Below are 16,715 nucleotides of genomic sequence, written 5' to 3'. Positions count from 1 at the left end.
ACACGAGCTCTACAGCTATTGCTGTAGAGCTCGTGTCCGAATGTCAGACTTGACCCCAGCCTTTCAGGCGAGCGCGGCCCGGCCCAGCGCCGGGTCGTCGGTGAAGAAGCCGTCCATGCCGGTGGCGATGTAGCGCTTGATCTCGGCGATGGAACCCGCCTCGTTGCGCGCCGTATCTCCCGCATTGTTGCGGAAGTCCGCTGCCAGGAAATGATTCTCCGGACGGAAGGTCCAAGGCTCCACCCGCAAGCCCACCTTGTGCGCGTCATCCACCAGCGAGCTGGCCTGATCCAGGCTGCCGTCCTTCTTCAACGGGATCAGCGCGCGCGTCGGCGGCGCCACCACGTCGGCGTATTGGGCGATGTCGCGCAGGCCGGCCGGCGTGCACATCTGCGCGAAGGTCAGCGTGCCGCCGGCCTTGGCCACATCCATCGGCCGCACGTTCTCGGCGATCACCAACTGCATCAGGCGCAGGTTGGCGCGCTGGCCCAGCTTGCCGCGCATGTACTTCAGGTTGGCCACTTCGAACGATTGGATCTCGACCGGGTTGCGGCGCGTGTAGTCGTGCGCGGCCAGGATGGACAGGAACCGGTCTTCCAGCGGCAAACCAACGCTGGCGAAATACGTCGAATGCTTGAGCTCCGGCACCAGGCCGATGATGCGCCCGCGCGCCGCCGCTTCCGCCGCCGTGAAGTCGATGATCTCTTCGAACGTCAGCACCTGGAACATGCCGTCGTACCGGGCGCTGCCGGGACGGTACTGCGGCAGGCGCTCGACCGCGCGCAGCGTCTTCAGCTCGGCCAGCGTGAAGTCGTCGACGAACCAGCCTTCGTGGGTTTCGCCGTCGATGGTCTTGCGCGTCTTGCGGCTGGCGAACTCGGGATGGCTGGCGACGTCGGTGGTTTCGCTGAGGAAGGCTTCATGGCGCGCGACCAGCACGCCATCCCTGGTGCTGCACAGGTCGGGTTCGATGTAGTCGGCGCCGTCGGCGATGGCCTTGGCGTACGACGCCAGCGTGTGCTCGGGGCGCAGCGCGCTGGCGCCACGGTGGCCGAACACCAGCGGGGTCTTGGTCCCCGCGCCGACCGCGCCCACGCCCGGCATGCCGGACAGGTCCGGCGAGGCCGGAGCAGTGGCCGCCAGCACGGAGCCGGGCAGCATCAGCGCGGCGCCGGCGGCGGCCGCCGTCTGGATGAAGCCGCGCCGCGACAGGCGTTGAGGTAAATACAGTCCGTTCATCAGAAGTCCGCCATCAAAGTCAGGAAGCCCTGACGTGGTGCAATCGGGAAGGTATTGTAAGTCCCGCTGGCCGCGCCGACCACCACGTTCAGGCTGCCTTCGCGATTGGCCAGGTTGCTGACGTTCAAACGGTAGCGCGCGTTCTTCACCCAGCTGTTGTTCAGGAAGGGCAGCTTGCCCGATACGCCCAGGCTCATCAGGAAGTAGCTCGGCACGTCCAGGTCGTTGGTGTAGGTGGCGTAGCGCTTGCCGACGTAGTCGCCGATCAGCTGGAACTCGGTGTCGGCCACGGTCATCGTGGCGACGAATTTGTTCATCCACTCAGGGCTGCCCGGCACGGCCTTGCCGGAGGTCGGCACGACATCCTTGCCGTTGTTGTAGTTGTCCGAGTAGGTCGAGCGGTTGAACGACACCGCATCGTAGAACGAGAACATGCGGCCGAAGTGCAGCGTGCCGGAGATGTCGATGCCGTCGGTCTTGACGCTGCCGACGTTGGCCAGCACCGGATTGCCGCCGATGATGGAGGTGATCACCGGCGTCGGGCTGATGGTCAGCAGGCGGTCCTTGAAGTCGACGTGGTACAGGTTGACCTGGCCATCGAAGGCCTTGAGCGGGCCCAGGTCCAGCTGGTGGCTGGTGCGCATGCCCAGCTCATAGGTGATCGAGGTCTCGGGCTTGGCGCTGCTCTTGAACAGGTCGAACGCGGCCTGGCTCGCCAGGCTCCACGGCGAGGCGCCGCCGCCGCCGTAGGTGACGAACTGGCGCATGTTCTTTTGCACGTTGACGAACATCTGGTCTTGCGGCGTGATGTCCCAGCGCGCGCCGACCTGCGGCAGGAACCATTTCTTGGTGATGATCTCGCCGACCGGCAGGGCCAGCGAACCGTTGGCGATGGCGCCCTTGGCCGGCTGCACCGGGAACTGGCCGTCGGCAAACTGCAGGCTGGACTTGAAGCCGGCTTGCAGCGCCAGGTCGTCGCGCACGCGCCATTCGTCCTGCACGTGGATCTGCGCGACCTTGTTGTTGATCTCGCTGCCGTACTGCGTGATCAGCGGATTGCTCGGACGGTCGTACGGCGAGCTTGGGTTGTTCACGTCCAGCGCGTACCAGCGGCGGTAGGCCGACGAGCGGTTGTGCTCCAGCCACAGGCCGCCTTGCAGCTTGTGGTTGCCGAATTCGCTGGTCAGCGTGGACAGCCAGCCGTTGCGGTTGATCGCGTATTCGGTGGTGCGGGTGGCGTAGCCGGAGTTGCCGAACACCTGCTTCAGGTTCTGGCCCGGGAAGTAGACCGCGAACAGGCCAGGCAGGCCGGCCACGCCGATCGGGCCGGCCACCACGCCGACGCCGTCGTCGTTGTGGTAGTAGACCTGGTTGGACCAGGTGGTCGATTCGCCGATGTTCATGTCGAACTTGGCGTAGGTCAGGTAGTCCTTGCGCTGGGCGTCGCTGTAGTAGTTGCGGTAGTTGTTGCCTTCGGCCGCAGGCGTGGCGCCGGTCGGCGACAGGTAGCTCAGCGCGGTCTGGAAGTTCGGGTACATGAACGGACGGGTGTACGGCTGGTACTTCTCGGTGGCCGAGCGCACGGTGGCGTCTTCGTTCGGCTCGATCTTGTCCGAATAGTTGAAGAACAGCGTCAGCTTGCCGGCGTTGCTCTGGTTGACGAACTTGGCGTTGACCTGGTCGCCGCCCTGGCGGCCGTTGAAGTCCCAGGCCTTCTGCTCGTGGTGGACGGCCGAGATGTAGGCGCTGTTGCCGCTGCCGAAGTCGCCGGTGTCGTAGCGCAGGAAGGTGCGCGAGGTGTTGTAGCTGCCGACGGTCTGCTGCACCGCCAGGTTGCGGCTGCGCTGCGGATCGCTGGAGAAGGTCTCGATGGTGCCGCCCAGGTTGCTGGTGGACGCGGTCGACAGGTCGCCGGCGCCGGACGACAGGATGACGTTGCCGACGTTCTCGCTGATGACGGCGCGCTGTGGCGACAGGCCGTTGTAGTTGCCGTACTGCTGGTCGCCGAGCGGTACGCCGTCCATGGTGTAGCCCAGCTGCGGGCCGCTGAAGCCGTGGATGAACAGCGACAGGTTCTGCTCGTTGTTGCCCCATGGGTCGGCGGTCTGGAAGCTCACGCCGGGCAGGGTTTGCAAGGCCTTCAACGGGTTAATGCCCGGCAGGATCTTCTGCATGTCGCCCTTGGTCAGCGCGACCGAGGAGCGGGTTCTGCGGGTGGCGATCTCGATCGTGGCGACCGGAGCGGCAGCGGCCGCTTCGGCTTCCGTAGCGTGGCCGGCTGCGGTAGCCGGTGCGTCGGCGGCCATGTCGGCCACGGCGGCGGCGACGTTGGCGGCCATCGCCAGCATGGGGAAGCTCAGCGCGGCGAAGCACACTGCGGATAATTTCTTGTTCATGATCGGCCTTGAATACCAGTTGGAGGGAAATGAAAACTTTGCGCATGATAGGCACTGAGTGTTACCGGATCATGACGCCGGTGAGATACACTGCTGGCTGCAAATAGAGAGAGGATCACGATGCGCAAACTTTTGATGCTGGCGCTGGCGGGGTTGGTAGCTCAACTGGCCGGCTGCTATACGGTGAACCAGGCCGCGCTGGGCAACTTCATCACGCAGACGGTGCAGCCTGGCATGCCGCTGGATCAGGCGCTGGTGCGCATGCGGACCGAGGGCTTCTACTGCAATACCAGTTCGGCCGGCACGGTGACGATCTGCACCCGCAACCAGGAGCGTTTGCTGCGCGGCTCCTGCGTCGAGCGGGTCGATCTGGTGCGCAGCACCACCTCCGCCCAGACCCTGGGTTCCATCGACGTGATGGAAATCCGCTGCGCCAAGTACTGAGCATGGATACCAAACCGGGCTTGCGGGACTGGGCGCTGGCCGCGATCGGCACCATGTTTGTCCTGATGGGGGCGGTGATACTGCCGCGCGACCTCAATACCGGCGTGACGACCATCGCCTTCTTCGGCATGTGCGCCGCAGTGGGGATCAACACGATAGTGCGCAAGCGGCGCTATGCGCGGCAGCGGGTGGATGGGATCCAGGTCGTCGGCGGCGTGCGCATCCGGCCTTCGCGGCTGCGGCTGGTCTTGTTCGGCGGCTTGCTGCTGGGCTTGGGCGTCGTGTTGCTGGTCTTCAGTCCCGCCGCGCCGTACCTGGTCTGGCTCAGTTTTTGGGTGATCGTCGGCGTGGGCGCGCTGATGCTGGCCGGCGTCGCCGTCGGCTATCTGCCGAATCAATACATCGAGTTCACGCCGGAAGGATTGACGTTGGGCGTGCGGGGCTGGACGGTGCTGTTGCCATGGGAGCGGATAGCGCGGGTGTCCGCCGGCGAGATGCACAGCAATCCGGTACTGCTGCTGTCGCTCGATGCGCCGGAAACATGCGACGTCAAGCCGCCCGCCAAGCTGGGTAAGTTCATGAAGTACGTTGGGCAAAGCCGTGGCTGGACGGGCGCCGATATCTTTCTGCTGACGACGCACTTCGGCATCGATTTGCCCGTGCTGGTCGGCGCCATCAGCCGCTACGTGGCGGACCCCGCAGCGCGCGCCGAGCTGGCGCCGCCGAAGGCCTTGACGGAGTGACGCCGGCATGGACTCACTGGTGACCGAGCGCCTGCTGCTCACGCGCCCTCGGATGGCCGACAGCGCCCCGCTGCTGGCGTATCGCGAGGCGAACCGCGCCCATCTCGAACCGTGGGAGCCTCAACGCAACGACCGGTTCTACACCATGCAGGCGGTTGAGGAACGACTCCGCCAGATGGCGCGGCAGGCCGAGGAAAACTCGGCGGTCTATTGGCTGCTGCGGTTTCCGCATAGCGCGCAAGTGGTGGGGGAGTGCAGCTTCACGAATATCGTGCGCGGACCTTTTCAAGCGTGTCACCTGGGATTCTCGCTGGACAGCCGGCACACCGGACAAGGCCTGATGCATGAGGCCCTGGTGGCGGCGATTGCGGATATCTTGGACGTTCACGGACTGCATCGCATCATGGCGAACTACCAGCCCCGTAATAGCGGCAGCGAGAAGCTGCTGCGTAGGCTGGGTTTCGAGCGGGAGGGGCTGGCCAGGAAGTATCTGAAGATCGGCGGCGAGTGGGCCGATCATGTGCTGACTTCTTTCATTAATCCGCGTGACGGCGAAACCCCGTACGCCTAAGCGATACGGTAGCCGCAGCACTTAGGGGGCTGACCCCGGATGGGGGCATCTCGCACTGCGAGATGCGGGCGCAGCCCTCCCCAGACCCCGTCCTGCAGTGCGGGGTTTAGTGCTTCACTTCGCCGGCCGGTATCAGCGCTTCGACCGGCGCGTCGGTGGCGAACAGCTGGGCGCAATCGACCTTGTCGTAGTCGTAGTGCTGGCCGCAGAAGTCGCAGTTGACGCCGACATGGCCTTGCTCTTCCAGCACGCTGTCGACTTCGGCGCGGCCCAGCATCTTCAGCATATTGCCGACCTTCTCGCGCGTGCACGTGCAGTGGAAGGCCGGGTGCAGCGGTTCGAACACGCGGATGGTCTCTTCCCAGAACAGGCGCTCCATCAGCACGTCGATGGTGGTCGACAGTATCTCTTCTTGCTTCAGGGTCGAGCCCAGGATCACGGCGCGGTTCCAGGTTTCCAGCGCGTCGTCTTCGGTCAGCGGCGTCGCCTCGGCAGCGGTCGTGCCGCCGTTGTAAGGCAGCTTTTGCAGCAGCAGGCCGCGCGAGACGTTGTCGTCCGCCGCCAGCCACAGCTTGGTGTCCAGCTGTTCCGAACGCAGCATGTAGTTTTCGATGACGGTGCTGACGTCGTCGCCGTCCAGCGGCACGATGCCCTGGTATGGCTGCTGGCCGGGCATCTTGTCGGCCGGGTCGAGCGTGATGATGAAGCGGCCCTTGCCATGCTCGTTCAGCAGCGCCTGCAGCGTGGCGTCGTCGGCGATGGCCGCGTCGGGATCGAGCTTGGCGGTGGCGCGCAGGTTCAGGTCGGCGTCGCATTCGACCACCAGCAGGCGCAGCGGGCCGTCGCCATGGATCTGCATGATGATGGTGCCGTTGAACTTCAGGTTGGCCGACAGCAGCGCGGCCGCGGCCACCATCTCGCCCAGCAGCTTCTTGACCGGGGCAGGGTAGGCGTGGCGCGACAGCACCTCGCGCCAGGTGGCGGAAATGTCGATGAACTCGCCGCGCACGGCGGCGTTATCGAAGATGAATTTTTGCAGGGTGTCCTGGCCGATGATGGGGGTAATGCTCATGTGTTATCCGATCTTTTTGAGTTGCGTCTTGAACAGTTGGCCGCGCTTGACGTAGCTGTCGGCGCTGGCGAGCAGGCGAGCGGCGTCTTCGGCGGTCAGCGTGCGCACGGCCTTGGCCGGCGAGCCGATAATCAGCGAGTGGTCCGGGAATTCCTTGCCTTCCGTGACCAGCGCGCCGGCGCCGACCAGGCAGCCCTTGCCGATCTTGGCGCCGTTGAGGATCACGGCCTGGATGCCGATCAGGGCGCCGTCGCCGATGGTGCAGCCGTGCAGCATGGCCTGGTGGCCGATGGTGACGTTGCTGCCCACGGTGAGCGGGTAGCCCATGTCGGTGTGCATGACCGTGCCTTCCTGGACATTGCTGTTTTCGCCGATGGTGATGCGTTCGTTGTCGCCGCGCAGGGTCGCACCGAACCACACCGAGCTGTTGGCGTGCAGGCTGACTTTGCCGATGATGGTGGCAGAGTCGGCAACAAATGACGATGCATCGATCTCGGGCGCGTGTTCGCCCAGTTGATATATAGACATTGGAAACCTTAGTTGAGTGCTGAATACAGCGCTGATGAGCGGTGGGATGGCGCTATTTTACGCTTGAGCGGCTATCGAACGGTCGTGCTATTATTTTACTTCATCGCCGGCAAGCAACCGATATTGCGCCGGCTTACGCATTTTCAAGGACCATCATGACCTTCACTTCGTCCCGCTCGGAATTCCTGACCATCCGCGGCCTGCGCTGCCACGTGCGCCACTGGGGCCGGGACGGCGCCCCCAAGATCTTCATGCTGCACGGCTGGATGGACGTCGGCGCCTCGTTCCAGTTCGTGGTCGATGCTTTGCAGGGCGACTGGCACGTGATCGCGCCGGACTGGCGCGGCTTCGGCCTGTCGCAGCGCTGCGGCGGCGATACCTACTGGTTCCCCGACTACCTGGCCGACCTGGACGCCATCCTGCGCCATTACTCGCCGGACCAGGCGGTCAACCTGCTGGGGCACAGCATGGGCGGCAACGTGGTGGGGCTGTACGCCGGCGCGCGGCCGGAGCGCATCCGCAAGCTGATCAACCTGGAGGGCGGCGGCCTGCGCTCCAGCAAGCCGGAGCAGGCGCCGGGCCGCTACGCCAAGTGGATGGACGCGCTGCTGGAGCAGCCGGAGCTGCGCAACTACCCGTCGCAGGCGGCCGTCGCGGCCCGCCTGCAAAAGACCAATCCGCGCCTGGGCGACGAGCGCGCGGCCTTCCTGGCGCAGCACTGGTCGGCGCAGAACGATGCGGGCGAGTGGGAAATCCTCGGCGATCCGGCGCACAAGCAGCCCGGCCCGCTGCCCTACCACGTGGAAGACATCATGGCGTGCTGGAGCGCCATCACGGCGCCGGTGCTGTGGGTGGAGGCCGAGCAGACCAATATGTGGACCTGGATGGGCGGCGAGCAGGAGGGGCGTGCCGAGCTGGCGCGGCGCCTGGGCCATTTGCGCGACGTTGAATGCAAGGTGCTGGCCGATGCCGGCCACATGCTGCACCACGACCAGCCCGAGGAGCTGGCCCATCTGATCGAAGCCTTCCTGGCGCGCTGACCGGAATCGCTTGCCAAGGCCTTGGCTATTTGGCATGATTAAACACATGACCTCTTATCCGACCATCTTGCCAACCCGCCGCCACGTCGCTTCCGACGCTGGTGCCGTTGCGTTGGCCGGTCGGAGCCTGTCCGCCGTCTCCATTATTCGAATTATTCAGGGTCGCTGAGCTGCGGCTGCGCCGGTGCTCGGCGCCCCCAGCCTCCACGGGCTCAGCCCGCATTCCCTCGAATATTTTATGGAGCAGCACCATGAGCACATCCTATCCCTCGCTGGCCGAGATCCGCGACACCGCCCGCCGCCTGCACGGAAAGATCCTTGAAACGCCCGTGTGGCGCTGGCAGACCGGCGTCATCGAAGAGCAATTGGCTGGCGGCGAAGTCTGGCTGAAACTGGAATTGTTCCAGAAGACCGGCACCTTCAAGCTGCGCGGCGCCCTCAATTGCATCGCCGCGCTGGACGAGGCGGCACGGCGGCGCGGCGTCGTCGCCGTCAGCGCCGGCAACCATGCGATCGCGGCGGCCTACACCGCGCGGCTGGCCGGGTGCGGCGCCAAGGTGGTGATGCCGCAGCACGCCAGCCCGGCCCGCATCGCCGCCTGCCGCGAGCTGGGCGCCGAAGTGCTGCTGATGCCCGATGTGCACCAGGCCTTCGCGCGCGGCCGCGAGATCGAGCGCGACGAGGCGCGCACCATGCTGCATCCCTACGAGGGGCCGCTGACGGCGCAGGGCACGGCCACCATCGGCCTGGAACTGATGGCGCAGATCCCGCAACTGGACGCAGTGGTGGTGCCGGTGGGCGGCGGCGGCCTGTGCGCCGGCATCGCCGCCGCCGTCAAGCAGGTCAACCCTGCCTGCGCCGTGTACGGCGTGGAGCCCTACGGCGCCGATGCGCTGTACCGCAGCTTTGCCTCGGGCGTGCCGGAGGCCTTGGAGCGGGTCGACACCGTGGCCGACAGCCTGGGGGCGCCATATGCGATGGCCTACAGTTTCGGCGTGTGCCGGCGCTTTGTCGACGAGGTGGTGCGGGTCAGCGACGACGAGATCTGCCTGGCGATGCTGCACCTGTTCCGCGACGCCAAGCTGGTGGCCGAACCGGCGGCGGCGGTGGCCACTGCCGCGTTGTTCGGGCCGCTGCGCGGGCGGCTGGCCGGCAAGCGCGTGGCGCTGCTGGTGTGCGGCTCGAACATCGATCCGGTGCGCTTCGCCGAGCTGCTGGCGCGGGGCGCGCGCGTCCGCAGCGCCGGGCTTGACGCGGCGGCACATGGTTTGAGCGCAGGCAGCGTACAATGATCACTTCATTGCCGTAATCATTGAGCCATATGTTGAAAGTCGATCTGCACTGCCATTCCAATGTTTCCGACGGCGTCCTCGCGCCGGCCGCCGTGGCGCAGCACGCGCGCAAGGCGGGGGTGGACGTGTGGGCCTTGACCGATCATGACGAAGTGGGCGGCATCGCCGCCGCCCGTACCGCCGCCCAGGAGCAGGGCATGCGCTTCGTCACAGGGGTGGAGATTTCCATCACCTGGGCCAACGAAACCGTGCACATCGTCGGCCTGCAGATCGACGAGCACAATACCGGGCTGGTCGAGGGCCTGGCCCGCACCCGTTCCGGCCGCGACAACCGTGGCCGCGAAATAGCCCATCAGCTGGCCAAGGCCGGGATACCGGATGCCTACGAGGGCGCGCTCAAGTACGTCGGCAATCCCGACTTGATGTCGCGCACCCACTTTGCGCGCTACCTGGTGGAAGTGGGCGCCTGCGCCAACATTCCCGAAGTGTTCAAGAAATACCTGTCCGAAGGCAAGCCGGGCTACGTGCCGCACTGCTGGGCCACGCTGGCCGACTCGGTCAACTGGATACGCGGCGCCGGCGGCGTCGCCGTGATCGCCCACCCGGGCCGCTACAAGTTCAGCCAACTGGCCCAGGGCCAGCTGTTCGACGAGTTCAAGCAGCTGGGCGGCACGGCGATCGAGGTCGTCACCGGCAGCCACACGCCGGACCAGTACGCGGTCTACGCGCAGCTGGCCAACAGCTACGGCTTCCTGGCCTCGCGCGGCACGGATTTCCATGCACCGGGCGAGTCCCGCGTCGATTTCGCGCTGCTGCCGCCGCTGCCGGCTAATGTCACACCCGTCTGGCACGACTGGTTTTAAGCGGTAAATGTCGACGGTAGATGCGCGCGCCGATTACCGGCGCGATGTAAGAGCTTGTATCTTGAATTTGCGTTCGCACGGTCATACCTTATGATTTGGGCAAATTTTTTGCCTGTACCGGAGACCTTCCCATGAAACGCATCATCCTGTTTATCGCCACCAACCTCGCCGTGATGTTGGTGCTGTCCATCGTCCTGTCGCTGCTGGGCATAGGCCGTCCGGGATCGGGCAGCACGCTGCAGCTGGGCAGCCTGCTGGCGTTTTCGCTGGTGGTGGGCTTTACCGGCGCGATCTTCTCGCTGCTGATCAGCAAGCCGATGGCCAAGTGGTCGACCGGCGCCCGCGTGATCGCCGCGCCGTCGTCGTCGACCGAGCTGTGGCTGGTCAACACCGTCAAGGCGCTGTCCGAGCGCGCCGGCATCGGCATGCCGGAAGTGGCGGTCTACGACGGCGAGCCGAACGCCTTCGCCACCGGCGCCTTCAAGAACTCGGCGCTGGTGGCGGTGTCCACCGGCCTGCTGGAAAACATGAACCGCGACGAGGTCGAAGCCGTGCTGGGCCACGAAGTCGCCCACATCGCCAACGGCGACATGGTGACGATGACCCTGATCCAGGGCGTGGTGAATACCTTCGTGGTGTTCCTGGCGCGGGTGGTGGGTTTCTTCGTCGACAACATGCTGCTGAAGAATAACGACAACGAGCGTCGTGGCCCCGGCATCGGCTACATGGTGACGGTGTTCGTGTGCGAGATCATCTTCGGCCTGGCCGCCTCGCTGATCGTGGCCTGGTTCTCGCGCCAGCGCGAATTCCGCGCCGACGCCGGTTCCGCCAAGCTGCTGGGCAGCAGCGTGCCGATGCAGCACGCGCTGGCCCGCCTGAACGGCATGGAGCCGGGCGCCTTGCCGCAGTCGATCGCGGCGGCCGGCATCACCGGCGCCGGTGGCTGGGGCGCGCTGTTTTCGACCCATCCGCCGTTCGAACAGCGTATTGCCGCCCTGCGTAGCGTACAATCCTAAGCGTTATCAACAGCGGCCGGGAGCATGCCCCGGCAGCGGCCATATGAGTCAATTTTTCCAGGTCCATCCCGTCAATCCGCAGCCGCGCCTGATCAAGCAGGCGGCGCAGATCGTGCACGACGGCGGCATCGTCGCCGTGCCGACGGATTCCTGCTACGCCCTGGTCTGCCATCTGGATGACAAGGCCGCCGTCGAGCGGCTGCGGCGCATCCGCGGCATCGATGAAAAACACCACCTGACCCTGCTGTGCCGCGACCTGAGCGAGATCGGCGTCTATGCGCGGGTCGACAATCGCCAGTTCCGCCTGTTGAAGGCGGCCACGCCGGGCCCGTTCACCTTCATCCTGGAGGCGACCAAGTGCGTGCCGCGCCGCCTCAGCCACCCGTCGCGCAAGACCATCGGCCTGCGGGTGCCCGAGGACGCCATCGTCCACGCGTTGTTGGAAGAATTGCAACAGCCGCTGCTGGGCACGACGCTGATCATGCCGGGCGAGGAAGATGCGCTCAATGACGCCGACACCATCTGCGAGCGCCTCGGCAAGCAGATCGAGCTGGTCATCGACGGCGGCGCCTGCAGCATGGAACCCACCACGGTGATCGACCTCAGCGGTTCGGGCGCCGAGCTGGTGCGCCAGGGCAGGGGCGATGCGGCCATGTTCGGCCTGTAAGTCCGGCCTAAGCCTGGTCTGTCATTGTCAGGCATTCAACAGGGCAAGTGCGCCGGCCCCTGACGGCGCAGCAAGTGGCTTACCCGGCCTCTGGTAAAATCCCCCTCATGAACGAAACCGACAGTATTATCCAGACCATCACGGTCTACCTGATCCCTGTTCTTTTTGCAATTTCCCTGCACGAAGCCGCACACGGATACGTCGCCCGCTATTTCGGCGACCCCACCGCAGCCAACGAAGGGCGCCTGAGCCTCAATCCGCTGCGCCACATCGATCCTTTCGGCACCATCATCCTGCCGCTGATCCTGAGCCTGCTGCACCTGCCTGCGCTCGGCTACGCCAAGCCGGTGCCGGTCGATTTCGGCCGCCTGCGCAATCCGAAGAAGCAGATGGCGCTGGTGGCGGCCGCCGGTCCGGCGGCCAACTTCGCCATGGGCCTGGGCTGGATGGCGCTGTGGGTGGTGATGATCCAGGCGCTGGGCATGCCGCCGGATGACTTCTTCGTCAAGATGGCCGAGGCGGGCTACGCTGTAAACTCGGCGATGTGCATCTTCAACCTGATACCGTTGCCACCGCTCGATGGCGGCCGCATCGTCACCGGCATCCTGCCCATGCCGTTGGCGCGCAAGTACGCACAGATCGAGCGCTACGGCATGTATGTGTTCATCGGCCTGATCCTGATGATGCAGTTCGGCCTGCTGACCGGCTTCCTGGTTGGCGGCATGCACGTCTTGCAAAGCATCTTCTATGTGCTGTTGTACCCCCTTATTTTCATTCTGAGCTGAGCCCGACTATGTATCCCGATCGTGTTGTATCCGGCATGCGCCCCACCGGCGCCATGCACCTGGGCCACTACCACGGCGCCTTGAAGAACTGGATCAAGATGCAGTCCGAGTTGCCATGCCTGTTCTTCGTGGCCGACTGGCACGCGCTGACCACGCACTACGACGACCCGACCGTTATCGAGCGCAGCACCTGGGACATGCTGGTCGACTGGCTGGCCGCCGGCATCGATCCGTCGCAGTCCACGCTGTTCATCCAGTCGCGCGTGCCGGAACATGCCGAGCTGCACCTGCTGCTGTCGATGGCCACGCCGCTGGGCTGGCTGGAGCGCGTGCCGACCTACAAGGACCAGATCGAGAACCTGGCCAATAAAGACCTGGCCACCTACGGCTTCCTCGGCTACCCGCTGCTGCAGGCCGCCGACGTGCTGATCTACCGCGCCAGCCAGGTGCCGGTGGGCGACGACCAGGTGCCGCATATCGAGATGATGCGCGAAATTGCGCGCCGTTTTAATCACTTGTACGGCAAGGAAAAAGGCTTCGAAGAGAAGGCGCAGGACGCGGTGAAAAAGCTGGGCAGCAAGCGCGCCAAGCTCTACAACGAGCTGCGCACCGAATACCAGCAGGACGGCAAGGAAGAGGCGCTGGAACAAGCCAAGGCCATGCTGGACGACGCCCAGAGCTTGTCGATGGGCGACCGCGAGCGCCTGTTCGGCTACCTGGAAGGCAGCCGCAAGCTGATCCTGGTCGAGCCGCAAGCCCGCCTGACGGCCGCCTCGCGCCTGCCGGGCCTGGATGGCCGCAAGATGTCCAAGAGCTATGGCAACTCGATCGCGCTGCGCGAAGACAAGGCCTCGGTCGAAAAGAAGATCCGCACCATGCCGACCGATCCGGCCCGCGTGCGCCGCACCGACGCCGGCGATCCGGCCCGTTGCCCGGTCTGGCAGTTCCATCAGGTGTATTCCGACAACGCTACCCAGGAATGGGTGGTAAAAGGATGTAAATCCGCCGGCATCGGTTGCATCGAATGCAAGCAGCCGGTGATCGACGCCATCGTCAAGGAGCAGGAGCCTATGCACGAGCGCGCCCAGCAGTATCTGGACGACCCGTCGCTGGTGCGCGCCATCGTCGCCGACGGCAATGATGCGGCCCGCAAGCTGGCGCTGGAAACCATGCGCGACGTGCGCGAAGCGATGGGGCTGGCCTACTCATGAGCGACGCTGTGAACACCCCCGTCTCATCCTGGGTGCAGCGCTATGCGCCGCTGATCCCCGGCGGCGAAGTGCTGGACCTGGCCTGCGGCAGCGGCCGCCATTCGCGCCATCTGGCCTCGCTGGGCCACGCCGTGGTGGCGGTGGACCGCGACGCCGAGGCGCTGGCCGCCGCGGCCGGCCCGGAAATCACCACCAGCGCCATCGACCTGGAAGAGGCGGGCGCCGCCTGGCCCTTTGGTCCCGATCGATTTGCCGGCATCGTGGTCACAAACTACCTGCATCGCCCGCTAATCGCCGACATGTTGACCAGCCTGGCGCCGAATGGCGTGCTGATCTATGAAACCTTCGCGGACGGTAACGCCCAGTTCGGCAAACCATCGAATCCGGCCTTTCTGCTACAGGCGGGCGAGTTGCTAGAACTGGCGCGCGCCCACAGTTTGCGCGTGGTGGCCTTCGAAGACGGCGTCATCGATACGCCGAAAGCTGCCATGGTGCAACGTCTGTGCGCCGTGAAGCCTGATTTTCCCCGCGTGGCGGCACTTTTACCGCCATTTTGACGGCCGATTTGTCGCCCCGAATGCACCATATCGGCGGCCTATCGTCTACAATCGTTGTTTTAATACTTTATGCAGTGGTTTCCTATGATTAAGGGCAGCATAGTAGCAATCGTCACCCCGATGAACGCAGACGGCAGTCTGGACTTCGAGGGTCTGAATCAGCTGATCGACTGGCACATCGCCGAAGGTACGGACAGCATCGTCATCGCCGGCACCACCGGCGAATCGGCCACGGTGAGCGTGGAAGAGCACTGCGCGCTGATCAAGGCGACGGTCGCCCACGCCAAAGGCCGCATCCCGATCATCGCCGGCGCCGGCGCCAACTCGACCGCCGAGGCGATCAAGCTGACCCGTTTTGCCAAGGAAGCCGGTGCCGACGCCACGCTGCAAGTGGTTCCGTACTACAACCGTCCCACCCAGGAAGGCATGTACCAGCACTTCAAGGCCATCGCCGAAGCGGTGGACCTGCCGGTGATCCTGTACAACGTGCCGGGCCGTACCGTTGCCGACATGAGCAACGAGACCATCCTGCGCCTGGCGCACATCCCGAACATCGTCGGCGTCAAAGATGCGACCGGCAACATCGGCCGCGGCTACGACCTGCTGCGCCTTGCGCCGAAATCGTTCGCCGTGTACTCGGGCGACGATCCGACCGCGATGGCGCTGATGCTGGCCGGCGGCGCCGGCAACATCTCCGTCACCGCCAACGTCGCCCCGCGCGACATGGCCGACATGTGCGAAGCGGCGATCGCCGGCAATATCGCCAAGGCAGTGGAACTGAACAATAAAATGTTCCCGCTGCATCAAAAACTGTTCATCGAGCCGAATCCGGTGCCGGTCAAATGGGCGCTGGCGGAAATGGGCAAAATGCCAGCCGGCATCCGTCTGCCGCTGGTGCCGCTGGCGGCCGACTGCCACGAAGCGGTGCGCGCGGCCCTGCGAGAAGCCGGCGTGCTGTAAAAACCTTAGCAACAAGCCCCGACCTCGGTTCGGATCAACCCTGATTTGCTGCTTTTCAGCTTCTTAAACAGTAACGACATGACTATTCGCAAGACAGCTTCTATTTCCTCGCAGCGCGCCGTCGTAGTAGGCGCATTGATGGCCAGTTTGACCGGTTGCGGCATGATCAGCTCCGTTGTCGGTAATGATAAAGTGGACTACAAGTCCGCCAAGAAGGCCAGCACGCTGGACGTGCCGCCGGATCTGACGCAATTGCAGAAAGATAACCGCTACTCGCTGCCGGATTCGAACAACGGCGTCGCCACCGCTTCCGGCTACAACGCCTCCAAGGGCATCGTCGCCGGTCCTGGCGCCATCGTGCCAGGCACGCCTGCCGCCGGTACCGTGGTGCCGACCAGCATCAACGATATCAAGGTCGAGCGCGACGGCAACCAGCGCTGGCTGGTGATCAAGCAGACGCCCGAGCAACTGTGGCCGCAGCTGAAGCAGTTCTGGGAAGACTCGGGCTTCGTGCTGGCCAAGGAAAACGCCACCGCCGGCACCATGGAAACCGAGTGGAACGAGAACCGCGCGAAGATACCGCAAGACTTCATCCGCAACACCATCGGCAAGGTCTTCGACTCGGTTTATTCGAGCGGCGAGCGCGACAAGTTCCGCACCCGCATCGAACGCCGCGCCGACGGCGCCAGCGAGATCTACGTCAGCCATCGCGGCGCGCAGGAAGTTGTCACCGGCGCCCAGAAGGAATCGACCACCTGGACCCCGCGTCCTAACGATCCGGGCCTGGAAGCCGAATTCCTGGCGCGCCTGATGACCAAGCTGGGCAACGGCGCCGAAGTAGCGCAAGCCAAGACCGCCGTCGACGGTGCGATTGTGCAACCGCAGCATGCATCGCTGGTGGGCGCAGGCGCCGAGCGCGCCGTGCAGGTGGACGAGGGCTTCGACCGCGCCTGGCGCCGTGTCGGCCTGGCGCTGGACCGCGCCGGCTTCACCGTGGAAGACCGTGACCGCACGCAAGGTACTTACTTCGTCCGCTACGTTGACGATACGACGGAAACCAAGGGCTTCTTCGGCAAGTTGTTCAGCTGGGGTTCGTCGTCGGAAGCCGATAAGGAAGCGCAGCGCTATCGTATTTCGGTGAAAGCCGGCGCGGGTAATAGCAGCACCGTTACCGTGTTGAGCAATAGCGGCAAGGCGGAAGCATCGCCGGTCGCCGATAAGATCCTGACGCTGCTGCACGAGCAACTGAAGTAATCGGCCCTTTATTAGGCCCCAATAAAAAAACCGGCTTTGGCCGGTTTTTTTATATCTGCATCTACATGGTTCTTTCC

General features: G+C 64.7%; 17 protein-coding genes. 13 read left to right on the top strand and 4 right to left on the bottom strand.

The genetic code is table 11. The annotated features are described in order from the left end of the window. Positions 1–63: 63 nt before the first annotated feature. Positions 64–1,239, bottom strand: a complete 1,176-nt coding sequence (locus DUGA2_RS16380; RefSeq protein WP_070270318.1) for a glycerophosphodiester phosphodiesterase — start codon at positions 1,237–1,239, stop codon at positions 64–66. Then, a complete protein-coding gene (locus DUGA2_RS16375) occupies positions 1,239–3,635 on the bottom strand; it encodes a TonB-dependent receptor (RefSeq protein WP_070270321.1) in 2,397 nt (798 codons plus the stop codon). The genes DUGA2_RS16380 and DUGA2_RS16375 overlap by 1 nt, the downstream gene beginning before the upstream one ends. Before the next feature lie 120 nt (positions 3,636–3,755). On the opposite strand from DUGA2_RS16375, the gene DUGA2_RS16370 reads away from it, so the two are divergent. From DUGA2_RS16370 to DUGA2_RS16360, 3 genes are read left to right on the top strand one after another with little or no spacing between them, the layout of a single operon-like run. Continuing rightward, the gene (locus DUGA2_RS16370; RefSeq protein WP_070270323.1) at positions 3,756–4,079 is read left to right on the top strand and encodes a hypothetical protein; all 324 of its coding nucleotides are present in this window, start codon (positions 3,756–3,758) and stop codon (positions 4,077–4,079) included. A gap of 2 nt (positions 4,080–4,081) precedes the next feature. Then, positions 4,082–4,822: a hypothetical protein gene (locus DUGA2_RS16365; protein ID WP_070270325.1), complete on the top strand. Its 741-nt coding sequence runs from the start codon at positions 4,082–4,084 to the stop codon at positions 4,820–4,822. A 7-nt stretch (positions 4,823–4,829) separates the two neighbouring features. Next, positions 4,830–5,393: a GNAT family N-acetyltransferase gene (locus tag DUGA2_RS16360; protein WP_070270327.1), complete on the top strand. Its 564-nt coding sequence runs from the start codon at positions 4,830–4,832 to the stop codon at positions 5,391–5,393. Positions 5,394–5,499: 106 nt separating this feature from the next. On the opposite strand, the gene hslO is transcribed toward DUGA2_RS16360, so the two are convergent. Further along, positions 5,500–6,465, bottom strand: coding sequence for an Hsp33 family molecular chaperone HslO (hslO, locus tag DUGA2_RS16355; protein ID WP_070270329.1), 966 nt, complete (start codon positions 6,463–6,465; stop codon positions 5,500–5,502). Between the two features lie 3 nt (positions 6,466–6,468). After that, on the bottom strand, positions 6,469–6,993 hold the full coding sequence (locus DUGA2_RS16350) for a gamma carbonic anhydrase family protein (RefSeq protein ID WP_008451088.1): 525 nt from the start codon (positions 6,991–6,993) through the stop codon (positions 6,469–6,471). Between the two features lie 155 nt (positions 6,994–7,148). On the opposite strand from DUGA2_RS16350, the gene DUGA2_RS16345 reads away from it, so the two are divergent. The 10 genes from DUGA2_RS16345 to bamC all read left to right on the top strand — a co-directional run bounded on the left by DUGA2_RS16345 (position 7,149) and on the right by bamC (position 16,638). After that, on the top strand, positions 7,149–8,033 hold the full coding sequence (locus tag DUGA2_RS16345) for an alpha/beta fold hydrolase (RefSeq protein WP_070270330.1): 885 nt from the start codon (positions 7,149–7,151) through the stop codon (positions 8,031–8,033). A gap of 251 nt (positions 8,034–8,284) precedes the next feature. Next, a complete protein-coding gene (locus tag DUGA2_RS16340) occupies positions 8,285–9,325 on the top strand; it encodes a threonine/serine dehydratase (RefSeq protein WP_070270332.1) in 1,041 nt (346 codons plus the stop codon). Positions 9,326–9,354: 29 nt separating this feature from the next. After that, the gene (locus tag DUGA2_RS16335) at positions 9,355–10,188 is read left to right on the top strand and encodes a 3',5'-nucleoside bisphosphate phosphatase (RefSeq protein WP_070270333.1); all 834 of its coding nucleotides are present in this window, start codon (positions 9,355–9,357) and stop codon (positions 10,186–10,188) included. 131 nt (positions 10,189–10,319) lie between these two features. Next, positions 10,320–11,204: a protease HtpX gene (gene htpX, locus DUGA2_RS16330; protein WP_070270335.1), complete on the top strand. Its 885-nt coding sequence runs from the start codon at positions 10,320–10,322 to the stop codon at positions 11,202–11,204. A gap of 43 nt (positions 11,205–11,247) precedes the next feature. Beyond that, complete coding sequence (locus tag DUGA2_RS16325; RefSeq protein WP_070270337.1) at positions 11,248–11,871, top strand: L-threonylcarbamoyladenylate synthase; 624 nt, start codon at positions 11,248–11,250, stop codon at positions 11,869–11,871. Positions 11,872–11,978: 107 nt separating this feature from the next. Further along, positions 11,979–12,656, top strand: coding sequence for a site-2 protease family protein (locus DUGA2_RS16320; protein WP_070270339.1), 678 nt, complete (start codon positions 11,979–11,981; stop codon positions 12,654–12,656). A gap of 8 nt (positions 12,657–12,664) precedes the next feature. Next, positions 12,665–13,867, top strand: coding sequence for a tryptophan--tRNA ligase (locus tag DUGA2_RS16315; protein WP_008451074.1), 1,203 nt, complete (start codon positions 12,665–12,667; stop codon positions 13,865–13,867). Continuing rightward, positions 13,864–14,424, top strand: a complete 561-nt coding sequence (locus tag DUGA2_RS16310) for a bifunctional 2-polyprenyl-6-hydroxyphenol methylase/3-demethylubiquinol 3-O-methyltransferase UbiG (protein ID WP_070270341.1) — start codon at positions 13,864–13,866, stop codon at positions 14,422–14,424. The genes DUGA2_RS16315 and DUGA2_RS16310 overlap by 4 nt, the downstream gene beginning before the upstream one ends. Before the next feature lie 84 nt (positions 14,425–14,508). Beyond that, positions 14,509–15,384 carry a 4-hydroxy-tetrahydrodipicolinate synthase gene (gene dapA / locus DUGA2_RS16305; protein ID WP_070270342.1) on the top strand — a complete coding sequence of 292 codons (876 nt, stop codon included), beginning with the start codon at positions 14,509–14,511 and terminating at the stop codon, positions 15,382–15,384. 138 nt (positions 15,385–15,522) lie between these two features. Beyond that, positions 15,523–16,638, top strand: coding sequence for an outer membrane protein assembly factor BamC (gene bamC, locus DUGA2_RS16300; protein ID WP_070270343.1), 1,116 nt, complete (start codon positions 15,523–15,525; stop codon positions 16,636–16,638). Positions 16,639–16,715 lie beyond the last annotated feature (77 nt).

This window comes from Duganella sp. HH101 (assembly GCF_001758795.1).
GTDB lineage: Bacteria > Pseudomonadota > Gammaproteobacteria > Burkholderiales > Burkholderiaceae_D > Rugamonas > Rugamonas rivuli.
This window is presented reverse-complemented; position numbering and strand designations above follow the sequence as displayed.

What these genes read in the sequence shown, in the direction of transcription:
- DUGA2_RS16380 (WP_070270318.1), bottom strand. Translation starts at nt 1,239, where the DNA reads ATGAACGGACTGTATTTACCTCAACGCCTGTCGCGGCGCGGCTTCATC.
- DUGA2_RS16375 (WP_070270321.1), bottom strand. Translation starts at nt 3,635, where the DNA reads ATGAACAAGAAATTATCCGCAGTGTGCTTCGCCGCGCTGAGCTTCCCC.
- DUGA2_RS16370 (WP_070270323.1), top strand. Translation starts at nt 3,756, where the DNA reads ATGCGCAAACTTTTGATGCTGGCGCTGGCGGGGTTGGTAGCTCAACTG.
- DUGA2_RS16365 (WP_070270325.1), top strand. Translation starts at nt 4,082, where the DNA reads ATGGATACCAAACCGGGCTTGCGGGACTGGGCGCTGGCCGCGATCGGC.
- DUGA2_RS16360 (WP_070270327.1), top strand. Translation starts at nt 4,830, where the DNA reads ATGGACTCACTGGTGACCGAGCGCCTGCTGCTCACGCGCCCTCGGATG.
- hslO (WP_070270329.1), bottom strand. Translation starts at nt 6,465, where the DNA reads ATGAGCATTACCCCCATCATCGGCCAGGACACCCTGCAAAAATTCATC.
- DUGA2_RS16350 (WP_008451088.1), bottom strand. Translation starts at nt 6,993, where the DNA reads ATGTCTATATATCAACTGGGCGAACACGCGCCCGAGATCGATGCATCG.
- DUGA2_RS16345 (WP_070270330.1), top strand. Translation starts at nt 7,149, where the DNA reads ATGACCTTCACTTCGTCCCGCTCGGAATTCCTGACCATCCGCGGCCTG.
- DUGA2_RS16340 (WP_070270332.1), top strand. Translation starts at nt 8,285, where the DNA reads ATGAGCACATCCTATCCCTCGCTGGCCGAGATCCGCGACACCGCCCGC.
- DUGA2_RS16335 (WP_070270333.1), top strand. Translation starts at nt 9,355, where the DNA reads ATGTTGAAAGTCGATCTGCACTGCCATTCCAATGTTTCCGACGGCGTC.
- htpX (WP_070270335.1), top strand. Translation starts at nt 10,320, where the DNA reads ATGAAACGCATCATCCTGTTTATCGCCACCAACCTCGCCGTGATGTTG.
- DUGA2_RS16325 (WP_070270337.1), top strand. Translation starts at nt 11,248, where the DNA reads ATGAGTCAATTTTTCCAGGTCCATCCCGTCAATCCGCAGCCGCGCCTG.
- DUGA2_RS16320 (WP_070270339.1), top strand. Translation starts at nt 11,979, where the DNA reads ATGAACGAAACCGACAGTATTATCCAGACCATCACGGTCTACCTGATC.
- DUGA2_RS16315 (WP_008451074.1), top strand. Translation starts at nt 12,665, where the DNA reads ATGTATCCCGATCGTGTTGTATCCGGCATGCGCCCCACCGGCGCCATG.
- DUGA2_RS16310 (WP_070270341.1), top strand. Translation starts at nt 13,864, where the DNA reads ATGAGCGACGCTGTGAACACCCCCGTCTCATCCTGGGTGCAGCGCTAT.
- dapA (WP_070270342.1), top strand. Translation starts at nt 14,509, where the DNA reads ATGATTAAGGGCAGCATAGTAGCAATCGTCACCCCGATGAACGCAGAC.
- bamC (WP_070270343.1), top strand. Translation starts at nt 15,523, where the DNA reads ATGGCCAGTTTGACCGGTTGCGGCATGATCAGCTCCGTTGTCGGTAAT.